19 protein-coding genes are annotated in these 18,460 nt (G+C 53.5%); 15 read left to right on the top strand and 4 right to left on the bottom strand.

The window, feature by feature from the left end; genetic code table 11:
- Positions 1–62: 62 nt before the first annotated feature.
- Together ACT53D_RS12690 and ACT53D_RS12685 are read left to right on the top strand one after the other, a co-directional pair.
- Positions 63–746, top strand: a complete 684-nt coding sequence (locus ACT53D_RS12690; protein WP_476145228.1) for a PEP-CTERM sorting domain-containing protein — start codon at positions 63–65, stop codon at positions 744–746.
- Positions 747–902: 156 nt separating this feature from the next.
- Complete coding sequence (locus ACT53D_RS12685; RefSeq protein WP_476156519.1) at positions 903–2,114, top strand: NnrS family protein; 1,212 nt, start codon at positions 903–905, stop codon at positions 2,112–2,114.
- Between the two features lie 3 nt (positions 2,115–2,117).
- On the opposite strand, the gene ACT53D_RS12680 is transcribed toward ACT53D_RS12685, so the two are convergent.
- Positions 2,118–2,669 (bottom strand): thioredoxin family protein, encoded by a 552-nt coding sequence (locus ACT53D_RS12680; protein ID WP_476156518.1) that lies wholly within the window; start codon positions 2,667–2,669, stop codon positions 2,118–2,120.
- Between the two features lie 111 nt (positions 2,670–2,780).
- On the opposite strand from ACT53D_RS12680, the gene ACT53D_RS12675 reads away from it, so the two are divergent.
- The 13 genes from ACT53D_RS12675 (at position 2,781) to ACT53D_RS12615 (ending at position 14,163) form a co-directional block, all read left to right on the top strand.
- Positions 2,781–3,515 carry a 16S rRNA (uracil(1498)-N(3))-methyltransferase gene (locus tag ACT53D_RS12675; RefSeq protein ID WP_476156516.1) on the top strand — a complete coding sequence of 245 codons (735 nt, stop codon included), beginning with the start codon at positions 2,781–2,783 and terminating at the stop codon, positions 3,513–3,515.
- 41 nt (positions 3,516–3,556) lie between these two features.
- Positions 3,557–4,024 (top strand): nuclear transport factor 2 family protein, encoded by a 468-nt coding sequence (locus tag ACT53D_RS12670; protein ID WP_275356574.1) that lies wholly within the window; start codon positions 3,557–3,559, stop codon positions 4,022–4,024.
- 8 nt (positions 4,025–4,032) lie between these two features.
- Positions 4,033–4,962: an AEC family transporter gene (locus ACT53D_RS12665; protein ID WP_313988653.1), complete on the top strand. Its 930-nt coding sequence runs from the start codon at positions 4,033–4,035 to the stop codon at positions 4,960–4,962.
- 162 nt (positions 4,963–5,124) lie between these two features.
- Positions 5,125–6,297 (top strand): cyclopropane fatty acyl phospholipid synthase, encoded by a 1,173-nt coding sequence (gene cfa / locus ACT53D_RS12660; RefSeq protein WP_313988651.1) that lies wholly within the window; start codon positions 5,125–5,127, stop codon positions 6,295–6,297.
- A 314-nt stretch (positions 6,298–6,611) separates the two neighbouring features.
- Positions 6,612–8,180, top strand: coding sequence for an amino-acid N-acetyltransferase (gene argA / locus ACT53D_RS12655; RefSeq protein WP_194749211.1), 1,569 nt, complete (start codon positions 6,612–6,614; stop codon positions 8,178–8,180).
- A 171-nt stretch (positions 8,181–8,351) separates the two neighbouring features.
- Entirely contained in the window at positions 8,352–9,188 is an 837-nt protein-coding gene (locus ACT53D_RS12650; protein WP_476156513.1) for a Tim44 domain-containing protein, read from the top strand.
- Between the two features lie 134 nt (positions 9,189–9,322).
- Complete coding sequence (argB, locus tag ACT53D_RS12645; protein ID WP_379073761.1) at positions 9,323–10,204, top strand: acetylglutamate kinase; 882 nt, start codon at positions 9,323–9,325, stop codon at positions 10,202–10,204.
- A 33-nt stretch (positions 10,205–10,237) separates the two neighbouring features.
- Entirely contained in the window at positions 10,238–10,855 is a 618-nt protein-coding gene (locus ACT53D_RS12640; protein WP_476156511.1) for a glutathione S-transferase family protein, read from the top strand.
- A gap of 15 nt (positions 10,856–10,870) precedes the next feature.
- Positions 10,871–11,536 carry a pyrimidine 5'-nucleotidase gene (locus tag ACT53D_RS12635; protein ID WP_476156509.1) on the top strand — a complete coding sequence of 222 codons (666 nt, stop codon included), beginning with the start codon at positions 10,871–10,873 and terminating at the stop codon, positions 11,534–11,536.
- Positions 11,537–11,594: 58 nt separating this feature from the next.
- Positions 11,595–12,188, top strand: coding sequence for a nucleoid occlusion factor SlmA (gene slmA / locus ACT53D_RS12630; protein WP_194749206.1), 594 nt, complete (start codon positions 11,595–11,597; stop codon positions 12,186–12,188).
- Between the two features lie 22 nt (positions 12,189–12,210).
- Positions 12,211–12,435, top strand: a complete 225-nt coding sequence (locus ACT53D_RS12625; protein ID WP_194749205.1) for a DUF2788 domain-containing protein — start codon at positions 12,211–12,213, stop codon at positions 12,433–12,435.
- Between the two features lie 71 nt (positions 12,436–12,506).
- Positions 12,507–13,154 carry an SGNH/GDSL hydrolase family protein gene (locus ACT53D_RS12620; RefSeq protein ID WP_476156507.1) on the top strand — a complete coding sequence of 216 codons (648 nt, stop codon included), beginning with the start codon at positions 12,507–12,509 and terminating at the stop codon, positions 13,152–13,154.
- Between the two features lie 67 nt (positions 13,155–13,221).
- The gene (locus ACT53D_RS12615) at positions 13,222–14,163 is read left to right on the top strand and encodes a sensor domain-containing diguanylate cyclase (RefSeq protein WP_476156505.1); all 942 of its coding nucleotides are present in this window, start codon (positions 13,222–13,224) and stop codon (positions 14,161–14,163) included.
- A 22-nt stretch (positions 14,164–14,185) separates the two neighbouring features.
- On the opposite strand, the gene ACT53D_RS12610 is transcribed toward ACT53D_RS12615, so the two are convergent.
- From ACT53D_RS12610 to ACT53D_RS12600, 3 genes are all read right to left on the bottom strand, one after another.
- Positions 14,186–15,403 (bottom strand): multifunctional CCA addition/repair protein, encoded by a 1,218-nt coding sequence (locus ACT53D_RS12610; RefSeq protein ID WP_476156504.1) that lies wholly within the window; start codon positions 15,401–15,403, stop codon positions 14,186–14,188.
- A 21-nt stretch (positions 15,404–15,424) separates the two neighbouring features.
- Positions 15,425–16,384 carry a complex I NDUFA9 subunit family protein gene (locus tag ACT53D_RS12605; RefSeq protein WP_338656382.1) on the bottom strand — a complete coding sequence of 320 codons (960 nt, stop codon included), beginning with the start codon at positions 16,382–16,384 and terminating at the stop codon, positions 15,425–15,427.
- A gap of 68 nt (positions 16,385–16,452) precedes the next feature.
- Complete coding sequence (locus tag ACT53D_RS12600; protein WP_476156502.1) at positions 16,453–18,432, bottom strand: transglycosylase SLT domain-containing protein; 1,980 nt, start codon at positions 18,430–18,432, stop codon at positions 16,453–16,455.
- Positions 18,433–18,460 lie beyond the last annotated feature (28 nt).

Raw genomic sequence — 18,460 nt, 5'->3', positions numbered from 1 at the left:
CAGGTCGCTTTAACACACATACAAGCATTCTCATCCCATCATTTATTTAAAAGGAGCATGTGATGTCATCCCCAGTGATTAATCCAGCTTGGTTTATCAAACTCGTTACGCTTTTTACTATTGGCCTGACTAGCATGCCCGCGATGGCAGCCTTCACGGTATACACCGATCAAGCCAGTTTTTTGGCGGCAGCGGGTACAGTCACTACCGAAACTTTTGATGCGATGACAACAGATATAGCCCCCAGCGGCTCCGGCATCACCATTCATGACTTCACACTGAGCGGCAGTGTCAGTGTCGATGCACCTTCTTCAACGATAGATATCAATGGCACAACCAACCTCTATTTCAACACCTCATACGGCGGCTGGGCGGATCTGATTTTTAGTCAGCCAATCACTGCCTTTGGGCTCACCATGAACAATAGTCGGCTACAATTGCTCTCCATCAGCTTGGCCCGTATCGGCCCGGCCTATGGTGAATACCATCATATTGCCACCTATGCCGCGCCAGACCCTTACGTCAGCAATCAAACTCTAAATGGCTTTATTGGGTTCACCTCCGATGTGGCGTTTAATCGCATCGTCTTTGCTGGCACCGGTTGCTGCTCCAGTACGTTTGCCGTAGACGATGTCACCTATGCGACGACGCTGGCGACGCCAGTGCCCGAGCCGTTATCGGCCAGCCTGCTTGGCCTGGGGGTCGCAGGCTTGTGCCTGCTTAGAAAACAACCGCTGCGTGTATAACTCACCGACACCTTGGCCATCAGGCCTGATGTTGATTTAACCCCGTTCAGCGCGGGGTTTTTAATTGGCATTTTTGCATGCATCATGTTTGCGTCAGCGCAATATGCGGGCACCTCAGCGCCGTATTATTCGCTATACGCTATTGAGGAGGCCTGCATGCAACCACTCACCATTTCACCTCCCAGCCGCAAAGTACCGGCTAAGCAGTTTGCCCTGTTCAACCTGGGCTTCAGGCCTTTTTTCTTGTTAGCTGCCTGCTTTGCGGTGCTCTCGATTGGCCTCTGGGTGTGGAAATATGCAACGCTTTCTGCGCCAGTGTTGAGCACCGTGACCGCATCACAGTGGCATGCACACGAAATGCTATATGGTTTTGCCTTTGCCGTGATTGCTGGATTTTTACTGACCGCGGTCAAAAACTGGACCGGTCTTCAGACCTTGTATGGTCGCCCGCTCATGGGCTTGGTCACCTGCTGGGCATTGGCCCGCGCCGTCATGCTGATGGCACCCTCTCTGGTCGCATTGGCAGCTGCGTTTGACGGCCTATTCAACCTGTGGCTGCTCATCGCGATTGCCAGACCAATTATTCAGGTGAAGCAATGGCGCCAACTGGGCGTACTGTCAAAAGTACTGTTGCTGTCGGTTGGCAACCTGGCTTTTTATTCGCAAGCGCTGGGCTGGACAAACCAAGGTGCACATGCCGCGCTATGGATGGGTTTACTGCTCAATGTCAGCCTGATCATGGTGATGAGCCGCCGCATTTTGCCCATGTTTATTGAGCGTGGTGTGAAAGAACAGGTGACGCTCAAAAATTCAGTTTGGATAGACCGCCTGTTGATGGTCTGCCTGACCGCACTGTTGATCAATATATTAACCGCCAATGCTGAAATGCTGAATACAGTGTTAGGACTTACTATCAGCATCAGCGCAAGCTTTAGGTTATGGCGCTGGCATACACCAGGTATTTGGCAGCTGCCGCTACTGTGGAGTTTTTATCTGGGGCTGTGGCTCATCAACCTGGGCTTTTTGCTATATGCCTTGAGTTTTTTGCTGCCAAGCATTTCGGTGATTATGGCCATCCATTGCTGGGCGATTGGTGGTATCGGCGTGATTACGCTGGCGATGATGGCTAGGGTCTCCCTAGGGCACACAGGCCGCAATATTCATAACCCACCGCGTAGCTTGGTATGGATATTTGGCCTGGTCATTTTTGCTACCCTGAGTCGGGCGTTATTGCCTATCGTGCTGCCAGACTTTTACCGATTATCAGTGATGCTGGCTGCCAGCACCTGGATCGCCGCATTCACATTATTTACGATTGTCTATTGGCCGATCCTCAGTCAACCACGTATTGACGGCACGCCCGGTTAACGCTCACTCTTTCCACTTGATAGAACAACCAATACTTGCAATCTGTTCCTGCGGGCCGTGACCTGTTTCAGCCACTAACTTCATGGCTTTGAACAATTCACGGGTACTCTCAGGAGCGGTTTCCTTGCGGCTCTCGTCAAACCGACCCCGGTATTGCAACGCAAAATCTTTATTAAAGCCAAAAAAGTCTGGCGTACACACAGCATCATAAAGTTTGGCAATTTGCTGAGTTTCATCAAACAGATAAGGGAACGGAAACGCCATCTCGGTGGCAATTTTGCGCATGTTCTCAGGGCTGTCTTCCGGATAATCGGAAGGGTCATTCGACATAATCGCCACCGTATTCACGCCCAGCGTCTGTAGTTCTTTTACGTCAGCGATCAGGCGAGGCAAGATGGCTTTCACGTAAGGGCAATGGTTACAGATAAACATCACCAGCAGACCATTTGGCCCCATGCTGGTTTCAAGATTGACGAGCTTGGCATCTACATTAGGCAAATTGAATGCCGGTGCTTTCCAGCCAAAATCACATACGGGGGGGCTAATACTTGCCATCAGAGTTGCTCCTGCCATTAGATCAAACCATTATGGTACGTGATTAAGACGCCAAGGTGAATCTTGTCACCACCGTGCCCGCACACAGGCATTTTGGTTACAATGCCAGTCATGAGTAATTTACGATTTCATAGCCCGGCTGCATTGACTGTGGGCCAATCAGTCCCACTCAGTGATAACGCCATGGCGCATGCAGTCAGAGTCATGCGGCTCAAAGTAGGCGACACGTTGATTTTGTTTTGTGGGGATGGTTTTGACTATCTCTGCGCGCTGACGCAGGTCGAGAAAAAATCCGCTACCGTTGAAGTCCTCAGCCGCACACAGGTCAGCAATGAATCGCCACTGAATATCCGCCTGCTACAAGGCATCTCTAGCGGCGACCGCATGGATTACACCATCCAGAAAGCGGTGGAACTGGGTGTGCGCGAAATCTTCCCGTTAAGCACCGAGCGCTGCGTGACCAAACTCAGTGGCGACCGCGCCGAAAAGCGCGTCGACCACTGGCAAGGCGTGGCGATCGCCGCCTGCGAGCAAAGTGGCCGCGCCTTAATTCCCTTAGTACACGCGCCTCTCACACTTGCACAATGGCTGAGCCAGCACACGACCGCTGACAGCCTTAACCTGTTATTGAATCCTGTCGGTGCACAAAGGCTGGCATCACTAAACCCGCCAAAAAACGCCATTCATTTATTAATTGGCCCGGAAGGCGGCTTGAGCGCGGCAGAAATTGCGCTCGCCTCGCAACATCACTTCCAGTCTATCGTGCTTGGCCCACGGATTTTACGTACTGAAACCGCAGCATTGACTGCCATGAGCGTGATGCAGTCACTGTGGGGAGACTTTTAAGCAGGTCTGACACTGCACACTTAGCAACCCAAGGAGCCTCTATGGAACCCCGCCCACCCTTACCGCCCTTTACCCTGGAAACTGCCATGCAAAAAGTACGCATGGCCGAAGATGCCTGGAACAGCCGCGACCCGGATCGCGTGATCCAGGTCTACACGGAAGATACGGTTTGGCGTAACCGTGCCGAGTTTCCAGTAGGGCGCGCAGAGGTGCATCAGTTTTTAACGCGCAAATGGGCGCGCGAACTGGATTACCGTTTGATCAAGGAAATCTGGGCGTTTCTGGATAATAAGATTGCTGTGCGCTTTGCCTACGAGTGGCACGACGACGCGGGCAATTGGTATCGCAGCTACGGCAATGAAAACTGGATGTTTAACGACGCCGGGCTGATGATGCAGCGCCACGCCAGTATTAACGACCTGCCAATTAAAGAAGCAGACCGCAAATTCTTCTGGCCCCTGGGCAGACGCCCGGATGAGCACCCCGGACTGACCGCGCTCGGTTTATAAGGCGGAACATGTTTCAAGTCATGCTGCAAATGGCCTTGCTGATTATGGCAGGCATGCTCTGGCAACGGTGGGCGCCCTCGCACATCACCGCCCTGTCACACCGTCGTGCGCTGACAGATCTGGTGTTTTATGTGCTATTGCCAGCCTTGGTGCTCAATATCTTATGGCAAGCACCGTTTGATTTGAGTGCAGTCAAAATTGCGCTGACTGCTGTGTGCCGCTTGATGGTCGCGGCCTCGTGCATGTGGCTGGTACTGCAATTATTGCAACGTCTGATGACCGTGACCCGTGCCCAGCAAGGCGCACTGATGCTGGCGGCCACCTTCCCGAACGCGACCTACCTTGGACTACCGGTGACCAGCGAGGTATTGGGCGACTGGACGCATGAAATTGTGCTCAAGTTTGATCTGTTTGCCTGCACGCCGATCTTACTCAGCCTGGGCATGCTCATGGCGCAACATTTTGGCCATGCTGAACAACGCTCTCACCCGCTCAAGGAACTCATGCGCGTGCCACCGCTATGGGCCTTGCTCTTGGCGGCCATCCTCAATCTGTGCCACATTCCGCAACCGGTCATGGTTGCACATGCCTTGCATACCCTGGCGGGCGGCGTGGTGCCCCTGATGCTGATTGCACTGGGCATGAGCATCCGCTGGGATACTTTTAAACTGAAATTCATGCCCTTGTTATTGCCCGTGTGTGCCATTGGCCTGTGCGTCGCACCGCTGGTGACCTGGTGCTTTGCACAATGGCTGGGCATCTCGGGTGACACCCTGACCGCCTGCATTTTGCTGGCTGCCATGCCGACCATGGTATTTGGCATTATTATCTGCGAGCGCTATCACCTGGATGGCGCACTGTATGCCGCGGCCGTGTTCTTGAGTACCCTGCTCAGCATCGCCAGCCTGTCAGTATGGTTTGCAGCATTGCAGCCCTGACAGCAACCGCTTTAGCTCGTTAAAACCATCCTGTCCGACGGAATCTTTGCCGTCAAATCTGTCATACGTCATATGACGAGTTGTCTGCAAGCGCAACTGTTTTTATGATGCAATCCATCAGTCATGCCTCCGTGAAGTGTTATTAGGGATTATCAAACGATCATGCCGAAAACCACGACCAACCATTACCTCAGTGCGCATCCCGCGCCACCGGATACGCTGGCCAGTTTGCTGGCGGGCGCCGGGATCACGATTAATGGCAACGCGCCCTGGGATATCCAGGTGTATGAAGAAAGCGTCTACCGCGATGTGTTGACCAAAGGCTCGCTCGGACTGGGACAGGCGTTTATCGAGGGCCGCTGGGGCTGCAACCGACTGGACGAGTTTTTCCATCGCGTCATGCGGGCGGACCTGGATGAAAAAATGGGCGGGACGGCCAGACTCAAATTATTGGCTGAGATCATTCGTCATACCCTGTTTAACCTGCAAGCGCCGCACCGGGCTTATCAGGTGGCGCAGCAACACTACGATATTGGCAATGATGTGTTTGAAGCCATGCTGGATTCGAGCATGAGTTACTCTTGCGGCTACTGGCAACATGCGCAAACGCTGGAAGAAGCCCAGCGTCACAAGCTGGATATGATTTGCCAAAAGCTGGATTTACAACCCGGTGACCGCGTGCTGGAAATCGGCTGTGGCTGGGGCGGGCTGGCCAAGCATATGGCACAACACTATGGGGTGCAGGTGCTCGGCATCACGGTGTCAGTTGAACAACAGGCCTTAGCCAGAGAACGTTGTGCAGGATTGCCGGTGGATATCCAGCTCAAGGACTACCGCGAGTTGCATGGTCAATTCGACAAAATTGTCTCGGTCGGCATGTTTGAGCATGTGGGCCAAAAGAACTACGAAACGTATTTTGCCACCGCACAGCGTTTGCTTAAGGATAACGGGCTGTTTTTGTTGCATACCATAGGCAATCATAAAACCGCCCTGCATACCGACGCCTGGATAGACCGCTATATTTTTCCGAATGGCAAATTGCCCTCGGCCAGCGAAATCACTGGGGCGATTGAAGAAAAGTTTTTAATTGAAGACTGGCATAACTTCGGACCGGATTATGACCGCACCCTGATGGCCTGGTGGGACAAATTCAACCGTGCCTGGCCTGAATTGCAGTTTAAGTATGATGAAAGTTTTTACCGGATGTGGAAATACTACCTGATGTGTTGTGCAGGCTATTTCCGCGCCCGGCAAGGGCAACTCTGGCAGCTGGTATTGAGCAAACGGCAGAGCAACCGTGTGTATCGCTCAATCCGCCCGCAGCCAGTCAGTTGATGTTGACGTAGTCTCTCTGTGTTCTTGACCTTAATATGACGGCCTTGGCCGTCATTTTTTTATGTGCCGCTCCCTTGAATATCTACAACCACAAAAATTTTTAAGCGCCGATACACGCCGATGAGCGCGGACTGCCCTGCTAACATTCTGCTGCGCTTGAAACTGCGCGCGCTTTACTTACGCTAAAAACTCACACCGGGTCCGCCTGATCGGCGTTTATCTGCTTTCATCGGTGAAAAATCAACACCCCAATATTTGCAATAAAAACCATTTTTATTTATTATTTTGCAAATTAACCTTAAATTAAACGCAAAATGCTAGGCTCAAACATCAGGGAATTGCGTAAATCGCAAAATTTAACCTTGCAGCAACTGGCTGCCCGCATGGGCACAGATGCCAGCAATTTATCGCGCATTGAACGCGGTGAGATTGGCATCTCTGAAGCCCTGCTACGCGCCGCCGCACAGGCGCTGCATACCACGCCTGGCCGGCTCTATGATGCCAACCTAACCCCCGTCTCACTGACCAACACGCCACCCGCCATCCTCTCTAGCACTAATAGCAAAGAGTTTGTGCATTGGTTTCGCTCTGCGGCGCCTTATATCCACGCCTTTGGCGGCAGCACCTTTGTCATTGCATTTGGCGGAGAAGTCGTCAGTGAACAACAGTTTGTGGCCCTCTCGCACGACCTCAACCTGCTGGCCAGCCTCGAAGTCAGACTGGTATTAGTCCATGGCGCCCGGCCGCAAATTGAGCAACGCCTGAAACGTGACCACCTCACCCCCAAACTGCATAACGGCTTGCGGATTACCGATGATGCCGCCATGGAGGCGGTAAAAGAAGCCAATGGCGCCATCCGGGTCGAGATTGAATCGCTGTTATCCATGGGCATTGCCAACTCGCCGATGGCAGGCAGCGACATCCGTGTTGCTAGTGGTAATTTTGTCACTGCCAAACCCTTGGGCGTACGCGACGGTGTGGATCTGCAACATACCGGCGAAGTGCGCAAGATTGATGCGGTCGGCATCCAGAAACGGCTGGACGATGGCGAGATGGTGTTGTTGTCGCCCATGGGCTACTCCCCCACCGGCGAGACCTTTAACCTGACCCTGGAAGATGTCGCGGTGAGTGCCGCGATTGCGCTGGATGCAGAAAAACTGATTTTCCTGATGGACTCAGAAGGGATCCAGAACCTGCGCGGCGAATTGTTGCGCGAAATGACCTCGGCCAAGGCGCGCAACCTGCTACGTAACGTGCAGGAAAGTGATGAGCCGATTTTTTATTCTGAGGACGTCAATTATTACCTGCCCGCCGCCGTGCGTGCCTGCGAGCATGGCGTGGCCAGAACCCACCTGATCTCACGCCACATTGATGGCGCCATTATTCAGGAGCTGTTTACGCGCCAGGGCATAGGCACCATGATCACTGAACTGTCACTGGAAACCATGCGTCAGGCCAATATCGAAGATGTAGGCGGCATTTTGCGGTTGATTGAACCCCTGGAGAATGAGGGCATTCTGGTGCGGCGCGGCCGCGAACGCATCGAGATGGAGATCAACTATTTTTATGTGATGGAACATGATAACCGCGTCATCGGTTGCGCGGCTTTATATCCGTTTCACGAGGAAAAAATGGTAGAGTTCGCCTGCCTGGCGATAGATCCCGCTTACCGTGGCGGTGGCCGCGGTGATAAGCTGTTTAACTTTTGCCAGCAGCAAGCCAGTCAAAAAGGCTTTAAACAGCTTTTCTGCCTGACCACCCGCACCGAACACTGGTTTCTGGAGCGCGGCTTTAGCGAACAAAGCGTGGAGCAACTGCCGCAAGAGAAACTCAAGTTCTATAATTTCCAGCGCAAGTCCAAGGTGTTTGTGAAACCTTTGTAAGGCCGCAGCCAAAAGGCTGACCCTTTTATGGCCCCTAAAAAACAAACAATGGCCTTAGCTTCTTGAAATACAACCATTTCATGCCCACTTACGTTACATTGGATATCCGATTGCCATGCAAGCGCTCAGGCAATCAAGCATTTATTTAAAACACAGAAACAAAAGGAAAACATGAAACAGTTTTGGAAGCTATTGATGGTGTTGATGGTCTGCATGAGTTTGTTCTCTGGTGTGGCAGAGGCCAAGCGATTGGGCGGTGGCGGCAGTTTTGGTAAAAATCGGCCTGCGCCTGCCAAACAAATGCAACGTGCGCCTGAAGCGACGCCACAACCAGCCCCTGCGGCTGCACCACGTAACGGGATGAGCAAATGGATGGGGCCATTGGCCGGTCTTGCCATTGGTGCCGGCTTGGCAACCCTGTTTTCACACGGCGGATTAGGCGATTTTGCCAATAATTTCAGCACATTATTGATGGTGGTTGCAGGCTTTGCCTTGCTGATATTTTTAGTGCGTCGCTTCAAAAATGCGCAAGCCTCGCCGCCGCAATACGCAGGCGCAGGCGCACCGTACGCCCCCGCCGGATTTCAATCTGAATCCGCATACAACGCCAGCGCTGCATCCACAATCAAAGCTGATATTCCTGCCGATTTTCCGGTGGATAGTTTTTTACGTGGTGCCAAAGCTTCATTTATTCGTCTGCAAGCCGCCAACGACCGCAAAGACATCCAAGACATTCGTGAATACACCACCCCTGAGGTCTATGCTGAAATCAGCCTGCAATTGCAAGAACGCGGCGATGCCCCACAAACAACCGAGGTATTGAATATTGATGCTGAGCTGATTGAGGTGGTCACTGAAGGCGCTTACACCATTGCCAGTGTGCGTTACTCGGGTCAGTTGCGCGAAAACAATGGTGCGATTGAACACATCAATGAAATCTGGCACTTGCAAAAAGCGTTACAGCCAAGCAATGCGCCATGGTTATTGGCTGGGATTCAGCAAGCCTGATATGGCTGATGCATCCAGGTTAAGCTACTGGCTACCCTAAATTCGCATGATGTGTAAGCGCTGTTTTTTAATCAGCGCTTCACATTTCTGCGGTAAAATTCACGCTGTTTTGAACTCAATACGGACCTCCGATGATGCAACATGCCACTGCCTCGCAAAAGGCAAAAACCCTGTCCGAAGCGCTGCCCTACATCAAACGCTTTTTTGATAAAACCATCGTGATCAAATATGGCGGCAACGCCATGACGGACGACCGCCTCAAAGAATGTTTTGCGCAGGATGTGGTGCTGTTAAAACTGGTGGGCATGAACCCGGTGGTGGTGCATGGCGGCGGCCCGCAAATCAATGAAATGCTGGACAAGCTGGGCAAAAAGGGTGAATTCATTCAGGGCATGCGCGTCACTGACGAAGAAACCATGGACGTGGTGGAAATGGTGTTGGGGGGTCAGGTGAACAAGGAAATCGTGAACCTGATTAACCGTCACGGCGGTAAAGCGGTGGGGTTAACTGGGCAGGATGGTAACTTTATCCATGCGCACAAACTGCTGATGGAAGACCTCAAAGACCCGAGCAAAATGATTGATGTCGGCCAGGTGGGCGAGATTTCCGGCATAGACCCCAGCATCATTACGTTTCTGGATAGCGGTGACTTTATCCCGGTCGTCGCGCCGATTGGCGTAGGCAAGGATGGCGAAACTTATAACATCAATGCCGATGTGGTGGCGGGCAAACTGGCTGAAATCCTCAATGCAGAAAAACTCATTTTGCTGACCAATACGCCAGGCGTGCTGGATAAAAATGGCCAGCTGCTGACCGGCCTGACACCCAAGCAAATCGATGACCTGGTAGAGGATGGCACCCTGAGTGGCGGCATGCTGCCAAAAATCGGTTCTGCGCTAGATGCGGCGCGCAGTGGCGTCAAGTCTGTGCACATCATTGATGGCCGCGTGGAGCATGCCTTGCTGCTGGAAGTGTTGACCGACGAAGGCGTGGGCACGCTGATCAAGGCGAAATAGCCATTCAGCCACGTTCATCAGCAGTGCCCAACCATGGCTGAGATTATTTTATACAGCAACAAACTGTCGCGTGGCCGTGCCGTGCACTGGCTGCTCGAAGAGTTGGGCCTTGCGTATCAGGCGGTGTGGCTGGACTTTGGTCCGGCCATGAAAAAAGCAGACTACCTAGCCATCAACCCCATGGGCAAAGTACCTGCCCTCCAGCATGGCGAGGCCGTGGTCACCGAGACGGCTGCGATCCTGACCTATCTGGCAGACACGTTTGCCGACAAGGGCTTGATTCCAGCCGCGGTCACCCCGGAAAGGGCCGCTTTTTACCGCTGGATGTTTTTTATCGCCGGTCCGCTGGAAGCGGCAACCACGGCTGAGTTTCTGGGCTGGCAAACGCCGGAAAAAACACCTTTGGGTACGCCTTGTCAGGCTTTTCTGGGCTTTGGCTCACTGACACTCACGCTAGATACCCTGGAATCGCATTTACGCCAGCATGCCTATGTGTGTGGCGACGAGTTCACCGCCGCCGATGTCTATCTGGCGACCCATCTGGCGTTTGGCATGCGTTACACCAAAGCCTATCCACCGCGTGCCGTCTTTGACGACTACTTAAACCGCCTGCTGCACCGCCCGGCCAAATTGCGGGCAGATGCCCTTTAATCTGGCACGACAGTAATGACGCGCAGGGTGTGGATTTTTGACCTGGACGACACCCTGCACAACGCCTCGGCGCACATCTTCCCGGTGATGAACCGCGCCATGACCCAATATATCCAGGATCACTTGCAGCTGGATGAACCAGCCGCCTGCGCCTTGCGCCAGCATTACTGGCAGGTCTATGGCGCCACCCTCAAAGGGCTGATGCGCCACCACGGGGTCAACCCGCATCATTTTCTTGCAGAAACCCATGCCTTTCTGACGGACGAAATGGTGCATACCACCAAACAGCTCAGACAATTATTGCAGCAACTGCCGGGACGTAAATGCGTCTTCACCAACGCACCGCGTCACTATGCGTTGCGCGTGCTGCAAGTGCTGGGCATTGAGGATTGCTTTTCACTGGTCTTCAGTGTGGAATCCAGTGGCTTTCACGCCAAACCCAGCGTGCGCGGGTTTCAATTGCTGCTACGCCAGCTTAAATGCCGTGCGGCAGATTGCACCTTGTTTGAAGACAGCCTGCCCGCACTGATGACGGCCAAACGGCTGGGGATGCGCACGGTGTGGATCAGCCGCAAGTTACGCAAACCAAACTTTGTGCAATATAGGTTAGCGCATATGTTGGCGCTCACTCACAGCGGCCTGAAAAAAGGGCCGGTTTACATTCCCGCCGCCGGTGAATAAGGTTAAAATACGGGTCAAAATAACCACCTAACGATCAGGCTCAGTCTCCCACATCATTATGGCTACTATCAATAAAGAAGCACGCGCAAACCGTAAACAGCAAATTCTGGAAACCCTGGCAGGCATGCTGCAAACACCACGTGGCGAAAAAGTCACCACGGCAGCCCTGGCTGCCAAACTCGATGTTTCCGAGGCGGCACTTTACCGCCACTTTGCCAACAAGGCCAAAATGTTTGAGGGCCTGATCGAGTTTATTGAAAGTGCCTTGTTTGGTGTCATGAACAAAATCACCACCGACGAAACCGATGGCCTCAAGCAAGTACAGCTGATGCTGCAAACCATGCTCAAGTTTGCCGAGCGCAATCCCGGCATGTCACGGGTGTTGATTGGCGATGCCCTGGTCAATGAAGATGACGCCTTGCAATTACGTATCAACCAGTTGCTGGACAGGTTAGAAGCCAGCCTCAAGCAATCGTTGCGCATTGCCGAAGCTCAGGGTCACAAAATCAATGATGCCGGCACGGCGGCCAATACCATGATCAGTTTTGTGCTGGGCCGCTGGCATACTTTTGCCAAAAGCGGATTCAAACGCAAACCGAGCGACAATCTTGAGCAACACTTGGCCCAGCTGATTACGGGCTGCCTGCAATAAGTTTCAACAGAAAGTATCACGGATGGAAACCACTATTTTTGGCATGAATGAAGCCCAACTCACCGAGTTTGGCATGTCCTGGGGCCTCGCGTTCCTCATGCTGTTTATTGTCTTTATTGTGGGCAACCTGGCCTGGAAATCCAAAGCGGGCAAAACCGGCACTTTTGCCTTGTTTTTGGCCCTGACGCTGGGGCTGGTCGGATTCCTGGCCAAATTTGCCATTCAGCACTATCTGAATATTCACTAGCTGAATATTCACCTGTTTTATCAAAACCAGCGTCTGCTTTATACTGCATGCTCCCTTGGTGAGGTGAAGCAATGCAGCACATTCTGGTTTACTCAGACTCGTTAAGCTGGGGCATCATCCCCAATACCCGTCAGCGCTTGCCGTTTGAGCAGCGCTGGCCTGGAGTCCTCGAAATCAGCCTGAGTCAAATGCAGCGACGCGTGCGCGTGATTGAAGATTGCCTGAATGGCAGGCGCACGGTGTTCGAAGACCCGTTCAAACCCGGACGCAACGGCCAGCAAGGGTTGGCGCAGCGTATCGAAATCCATTCGCCGCTGGCGCTGGTCATCCTCATGCTGGGCACCAATGATTTTCAGTCCATGCATCCGCATACCGCCTGGCACGCCGCGCAAGGCATGGCCAGCCTGGTTACCACCATACGGCAAGCACCGATAGAACCAGGCATGCCTGTCCCCCAAGTCATGATCGTGGCGCCACCACTCATCACTCAACCACAAGGACCGATTGCAGAAAAGTTTGCTGGCGCCGCACAAAAATGCCAGGGACTGGCCGCGGCTTACCGCGCAGTCAGCCAGGCGATGGATTGCCTGTTTGTCGATGCAGGGCGCATCGTCACCGCCAGTGAAATAGATGGCGTGCATCTGGATGCTCCACAACATCTGCAATTAGGGCAAGCCCTGGCCCATGAAGTGACCGCATTTCTAGGGCAGCAAGCCTGAATTGGCTATTGCGATCCTGCTGTCCGTCCGCTACCCTTAATCAATTTCTCACACCACCGTTTTCGCCATGGATCATGTACTGCCCCCTCAAGATAACGATACTTATAAAACATTGCTGGAATCCACCAAAGCGATTCCATGGAAATTAGACTGGGCCTCCAAACGGTTCACTTATATTGGCCCACAAATTGAGTCCTTACTCGGCTGGACACAGGACAGCTGGCAATCCGCAGAGGACTGGGCCGCACGCATGCACGAGGAAGACCGCGATCGGGTATTCAATTTTTGTATCTCGCAATCACTGCAAGGCCTGGATCATGAAGCCGACTACCGCGCACTGACGGCTGACGGTGGCTTTGTCTGGATACGCGATGTGGTACATGTGATCCGTACTGAGAACGGCGAGCCCGAGGCACTGATTGGCTTTATGTTTGATATCAGCGAACGCAAACAAACAGAGCAACAATTACTGGATTTGCAAAAACAACTTGAAGTGCTGTCCTATCAGGATAGCCTGACTGGCGTCGCCAACCGCCGCATGTTTGACAGCGTGCTGGAAAAAGAATGGCTGGAAGCCAGCCGACATCAGCAGCCCTTGGCACTGATCATGATCGATATCGACTATTTCAAGCAGTTCAATGATGCTTACGGGCATCTGAAAGGCGATGAGATACTGAAAAAAGTCTCCAGCCTCTTGTCTCATGCCGGCGTGCGTGCAAATGATTTTTTTGCCAGATTTGGCGGCGAAGAGTTTGCCTGGATCTTACCGGAGACCGATCTTGTTTCCGCAGGCAAGATCGCTGAGCGTTGCCGCCATCTGATTTTCAAGGCACAGATTCCGCATGCGCACTCAGCCGTCAGTCAGCTGCTCACCATCAGTGTGGGGGTGGGCAGTATCATCCCCTCAGCAACAGACCAGATGAATGATTTTTTGGCGGATGTAGACAGACTGATGTATCACGCCAAGCATCAAGGCAGAAACCGGATAGTCTTGCAGGAAGAGGTTTAGACCCTAAACGATCGCGGACTGGTTAATGCAGATGCATGGCCTGCTGGATGGCCTGTGTTCTGGCTTCCGCCACCGCTTGTTTGATCTGGGCAGGCGACTGGCATTGTTTGGCAATCGCCCCCGCGTCTACGGTCAAGGCCGCCTGCAATGCATGGCTAAGGTGCTCGGCATCCTCCAGTGGGCATTGCTCTAATCCCAGCCGGCCTCGGCTGTCACATTCACAGGCCTTGAGAAAATCCTCAAAACGGCTGCGCTGTCTGAATGCGTCCAGCTCCTCTAGAAAATGTAGCAGCGTGCTTGCTTTCATTTGCCGCGCCGCATGCAATTTGCCGTGATATTTCGCCACCACCAGTGACAAATCCTTGCAATCATTGGGCACTTTCAGGCGGGCCACGACATCCCTAATCAGATCAACGCTGCGCAACTCATGGCCAATATGGCGCGGCAACACGTCAGCAGGCGTGGTGCCCTTGCCCAGATCATGGGTCAGTGCCGCAAAGCGTACAGGCAGGCTAAAGGCTTGCGTCGCAGCGTAATCAATCACCATCATAATATGGATGCCGGTATCCACTTCAGGATGATAAGTGGCGGTTTGCGGTACACCCCACAAGCGGTCCAGCTCGGGGAAGATGATTTTCAACGCGCCGCAAGCACGCAGCATCTCAAACATGCGGCTCGGTTGGGACTCCATGAGGCCTTTGGCGATCTCTTGCCAGACGCGCTCGGGCACTAGGGCATCCACCTCGCCTGCAGCGACCATCTCGCGCATCAGCAGCATGGTTTCAGGTGCCACAGTAAAATCGGTAAATCTGGCTAAAAAACGGGCAGCACGCAGGATTCTGACCGGATCTTCACTAAACGCGGCTGTCACATGCCGCAAGATTCTTTTTTCAATATCTGCCTGGCCACCGAACGGATCAATCAGTTGACCCTCCGCGGTCTGGGCAATGGCATTCATGGTGAAGTCACGGCGAGCGAGATCTTCCTCCAAGGTCACATCTGGATCGGCGTGAACACTAAAGCCCTTGTAACCTTTGGCGGTTTTGCGCTCGGTACGCGCCAGCGCGTACTCTTGCTGGGTCTGGGGATGTAAAAAAACGGGGAAATCTTTGCCGACTGCGCGGTAGCCTGCGGCCAGCATTTGTTCGGGGCTGGCACCCACCACCACATAGTCACGGTCTTTGACGGGCAGGCCGAGCAGGCTGTCCCGCACGGCGCCCCCTACCTGGTAAATCTGCATGACAGGCAGCCCTGTACGCAATCAACGTCTGGCGTTGATGACACGCCCAGCGGCCGCGCGGAACTGATCATAAGCCCCCCGCGGATTGTTTTTGACCAGATACCCGGAAATCACGGCGAACATATCCGTCGGGACCACACACAATTCGTTGGCCATCGGTTGCTGGCACACATTATCGACCTGCATGGATTTGACGTTATCGCGTGAGATCAGCTTGATGGGCAACAGCTGCATAAAGCTGCCTTGCAGCAGGGACATGCGCAGGCTCAAGCCCAGGATGGGGCGCTGCACATGGATGGTTTTCATGACCGCCTCAATGATTTGCTGCAAGGTCATGATGGCGGGGCCACCCAGCTCATAAGTCTTGCCATAGGTCGCAGGTTCATCGACAGCATTCACCATGGCGGCAGCGACGTCTTCCACCCAAATCGGCTGGAACTTGGCATTGGGCATGGCCAGTGCCAAAACGGGAATCCATTGGATCAGCTTGGCGAACAGGTTGATAAAGCGGTCACGCGTGCCAAAAATGACTGAAGGCCGGAAGATGGTCACATGCAGTTTTTTGCTGAACGCCATGACGGCACTGTCCCCCGCGGCCTTGCTGCGCAAATATTCACTGGGGGCGCTGGCAGAAGCCTGCAGGGCGCTCATATGCAGCAAACGCTGAATCCCCAACGCTTCGCACAATTGCGCGACCTGGCGTGGAAACTGGTGATGCATTTTTTCAAAGGCGTTATCACGGGTTTGATGCAAGATACCAATCAGGTTAATCACCACATCACTGCCCTGCAATTGCGCCTTGAGGGCGGCGTGATCATGAATATCACACTCAACCACCTGCACATTAGGCAGCAAAATCAAGTGCTTGGCCTGCTCGCGACGCCGCGTCAGCACTTTGACTTGGTAACCGGCCTGATCTAGCCTGGCGACCACACTGCTACCAACAAAACCGCTACCACCCAACACTGTGACTGTCTTCATTTGCTTGTTCCTGATGCGTCTTGCGTTAACTGAGTTCGTATTTGCTTATTGTACCGAAAAACCGCCGCTTACTCTTGCTCTGAAATCGTGATCGTGGTGGTGACCGTGTCAGCCTCTGCCACACTGCGTGCGGGGATCGTCCCCAGACGTTTCTTGAGGGTCACCACCGGCAAGCCCAACCGCGCAGCGTACATATGCGCATTGGCCAGCACTTTTTTCACATAATTGCGCGTCTCGCTAAACGGGATGGTTTCGGCATAAATTGCGCCTTCGAGTGGCGTACTGGCCGCCCAGCGCCGTGCACGGCTCGGGCCGGCATTGTAGGCGGCGGTGGCCATCACCTCCTGGCCATTAAACGTATCCAGCGTGTAGCGCATGTAATAAGTGCCCAGATTCACATTGGTTTCGATGTCATGCAGCATGCCATCATGGTAGCTATTCAAGCCGAGTTTTTTGGCGATCCATTTGGCGGTAGCAGGCATCACCTGCATTAAACCACCTGCGCCCACCGATGACTTGGCGTAGTGCATAAACCGGCTCTCCTGTCGGATAATGCCATAGACCCAGGCTTCATCAATCTCCCGGCTGCGAGAGGCTTTCTGCAGGTAATCGCGGTAGGGCGTGGGGTAACGCAACTCAAAATTATGGGTACGGCTGGTTTTGTCTGCCGCCAGCACCGCCAGGTCAAACCAGCCTTTCAGCATGGCATATTGTGCGGCGACAATGCGTCCGGGATCATCCAGCGCTTCCAGCAAGTACATCCACTCCAGCCTGGCCTCGTAGCGTGCCTCGACGTCAAACAAGGCTTCCATACGTTTGACTGCCGGTTGCCGTGAAAACTGCCGGACTTCGTCGTCAGCGGGTTGATAAGTGGCCGTCGGCTCACCCAGCATTGGCCCCAACTCTTCAGCGGCCAGCCAGCCATAAAAATGCCGTTCCTGCGAGAGTTTGGCCAACAAGGCATTGGCTTCTGCAGGCGTCCCCTTCATCAGCAGCGCACGGGCTTTCCAGTACCGCCAGGCGGCCTCTTCGGCCAAGACCGGCGGCATGTCAGAGATCACTTTCAGCAGCTGGTTCCAGTCCTGCTGACGCAAAGCGGCCCGTGCATACCATTCCCACTGCTCGTTATTGAGCACAGAGGCAGTCACCTTGTTAAAACTTTGCAAGGCTTCCGGCGCGTGTTTACGTGCCGCCTCGAGTGCGATATAAGCCTGAACCAGTTGTTTTTCTTCAGCATCCAGCAAGCCGTTATGTTTTTGATAACTGGCCCGCGCGACCTCGATCTCAGCCTTGGCCTGTCTATGGATGATATACATATACAACGCCCGGCCATAAGCGCTGCGGTCCTGAATCGTGCCTTTTTTCAGCGCCAACGCCGGGTTTTGCGTGACTTCGTCCAGTTGTTTAAACAGCGCAGCATCTGTTTTGCTGCTGCGTTTGGCCATTGTTTTGGCCAAGCCGGGCTTGTTGGCAAACAGCGCGTCCCGATACAGGGTCAGTAACAACTTCTCGTCGAGCACGCCCACTTGCTGCAAGGCTTCCAGCATGCCCTGACAATCGGGCGGCAGGTCTTTGCCCGCCAGCAACAGTTTCTTGCCGTCCTCGTAGGCATTCGGATCATCCATGGCGATCCCGGCCTGAATCTGGTAACACTGGTTACCCACATCGTTGAGGCTGTAATACATGGGCATTTGCGCACGCATTTCAATAAACTGGTCCCAGAACTGCAAGCGGCCCAGTCGTTTCAACCACAGCTCACGCACCCGCTGCGACAGCAAGGATTCATTGTTTTCCTGCAAAAACGCCTGCACCTGGTTGTAAGAGAGTTGATCCAGCGTGAGGATCATCTGCCAGTATTGCAGATAAGGCAGCAACGGCGAGCGCTTTTGCCTGAGCGTATCAGTAGCTTCGGATAATTGGGCGAGGTTTCTGGTTTGATAGGCCTGTTTGGCCTGTGCATAGACCTCGGCGTCGCCAGCAAATGCAGCGGTCGCCACAATGAACAGCGCAGCAGCCAGTGCCACGAAAAAGGGGAATCTAGTCTTCATGCATTAACGATCACGTGATGGCGTGATC

Source organism: Methylophilus sp. DMC16, from assembly GCF_056314045.1.
The sequence above is the reverse complement of the archived record's forward strand: the minus strand, read 5'-3'. Positions and strand labels throughout refer to the sequence as shown.

Bases quoted from the DNA above. Each gene is read 5' to 3' on its own strand.
- ACT53D_RS12690 (WP_476145228.1), top strand. From the start codon at position 63: ATGTCATCCCCAGTGATTAATCCAGCTTGGTTTATCAAACTCGTTACG.
- ACT53D_RS12685 (WP_476156519.1), top strand. From the start codon at position 903: ATGCAACCACTCACCATTTCACCTCCCAGCCGCAAAGTACCGGCTAAG.
- ACT53D_RS12680 (WP_476156518.1), bottom strand. From the start codon at position 2,669: ATGGCAAGTATTAGCCCCCCCGTATGTGATTTTGGCTGGAAAGCACCG.
- ACT53D_RS12675 (WP_476156516.1), top strand. From the start codon at position 2,781: ATGAGTAATTTACGATTTCATAGCCCGGCTGCATTGACTGTGGGCCAA.
- ACT53D_RS12670 (WP_275356574.1), top strand. From the start codon at position 3,557: ATGGAACCCCGCCCACCCTTACCGCCCTTTACCCTGGAAACTGCCATG.
- ACT53D_RS12665 (WP_313988653.1), top strand. From the start codon at position 4,033: ATGTTTCAAGTCATGCTGCAAATGGCCTTGCTGATTATGGCAGGCATG.
- cfa (WP_313988651.1), top strand. From the start codon at position 5,125: ATGCCGAAAACCACGACCAACCATTACCTCAGTGCGCATCCCGCGCCA.
- argA (WP_194749211.1), top strand. From the start codon at position 6,612: ATGCTAGGCTCAAACATCAGGGAATTGCGTAAATCGCAAAATTTAACC.
- ACT53D_RS12650 (WP_476156513.1), top strand. From the start codon at position 8,352: ATGAAACAGTTTTGGAAGCTATTGATGGTGTTGATGGTCTGCATGAGT.
- argB (WP_379073761.1), top strand. From the start codon at position 9,323: ATGCAACATGCCACTGCCTCGCAAAAGGCAAAAACCCTGTCCGAAGCG.
- ACT53D_RS12640 (WP_476156511.1), top strand. From the start codon at position 10,238: ATGGCTGAGATTATTTTATACAGCAACAAACTGTCGCGTGGCCGTGCC.
- ACT53D_RS12635 (WP_476156509.1), top strand. From the start codon at position 10,871: ATGACGCGCAGGGTGTGGATTTTTGACCTGGACGACACCCTGCACAAC.
- slmA (WP_194749206.1), top strand. From the start codon at position 11,595: ATGGCTACTATCAATAAAGAAGCACGCGCAAACCGTAAACAGCAAATT.
- ACT53D_RS12625 (WP_194749205.1), top strand. From the start codon at position 12,211: ATGGAAACCACTATTTTTGGCATGAATGAAGCCCAACTCACCGAGTTT.
- ACT53D_RS12620 (WP_476156507.1), top strand. From the start codon at position 12,507: ATGCAGCACATTCTGGTTTACTCAGACTCGTTAAGCTGGGGCATCATC.
- ACT53D_RS12615 (WP_476156505.1), top strand. From the start codon at position 13,222: ATGGATCATGTACTGCCCCCTCAAGATAACGATACTTATAAAACATTG.
- ACT53D_RS12610 (WP_476156504.1), bottom strand. From the start codon at position 15,403: ATGCAGATTTACCAGGTAGGGGGCGCCGTGCGGGACAGCCTGCTCGGC.
- ACT53D_RS12605 (WP_338656382.1), bottom strand. From the start codon at position 16,384: ATGAAGACAGTCACAGTGTTGGGTGGTAGCGGTTTTGTTGGTAGCAGT.
- ACT53D_RS12600 (WP_476156502.1), bottom strand. From the start codon at position 18,432: ATGAAGACTAGATTCCCCTTTTTCGTGGCACTGGCTGCTGCGCTGTTC.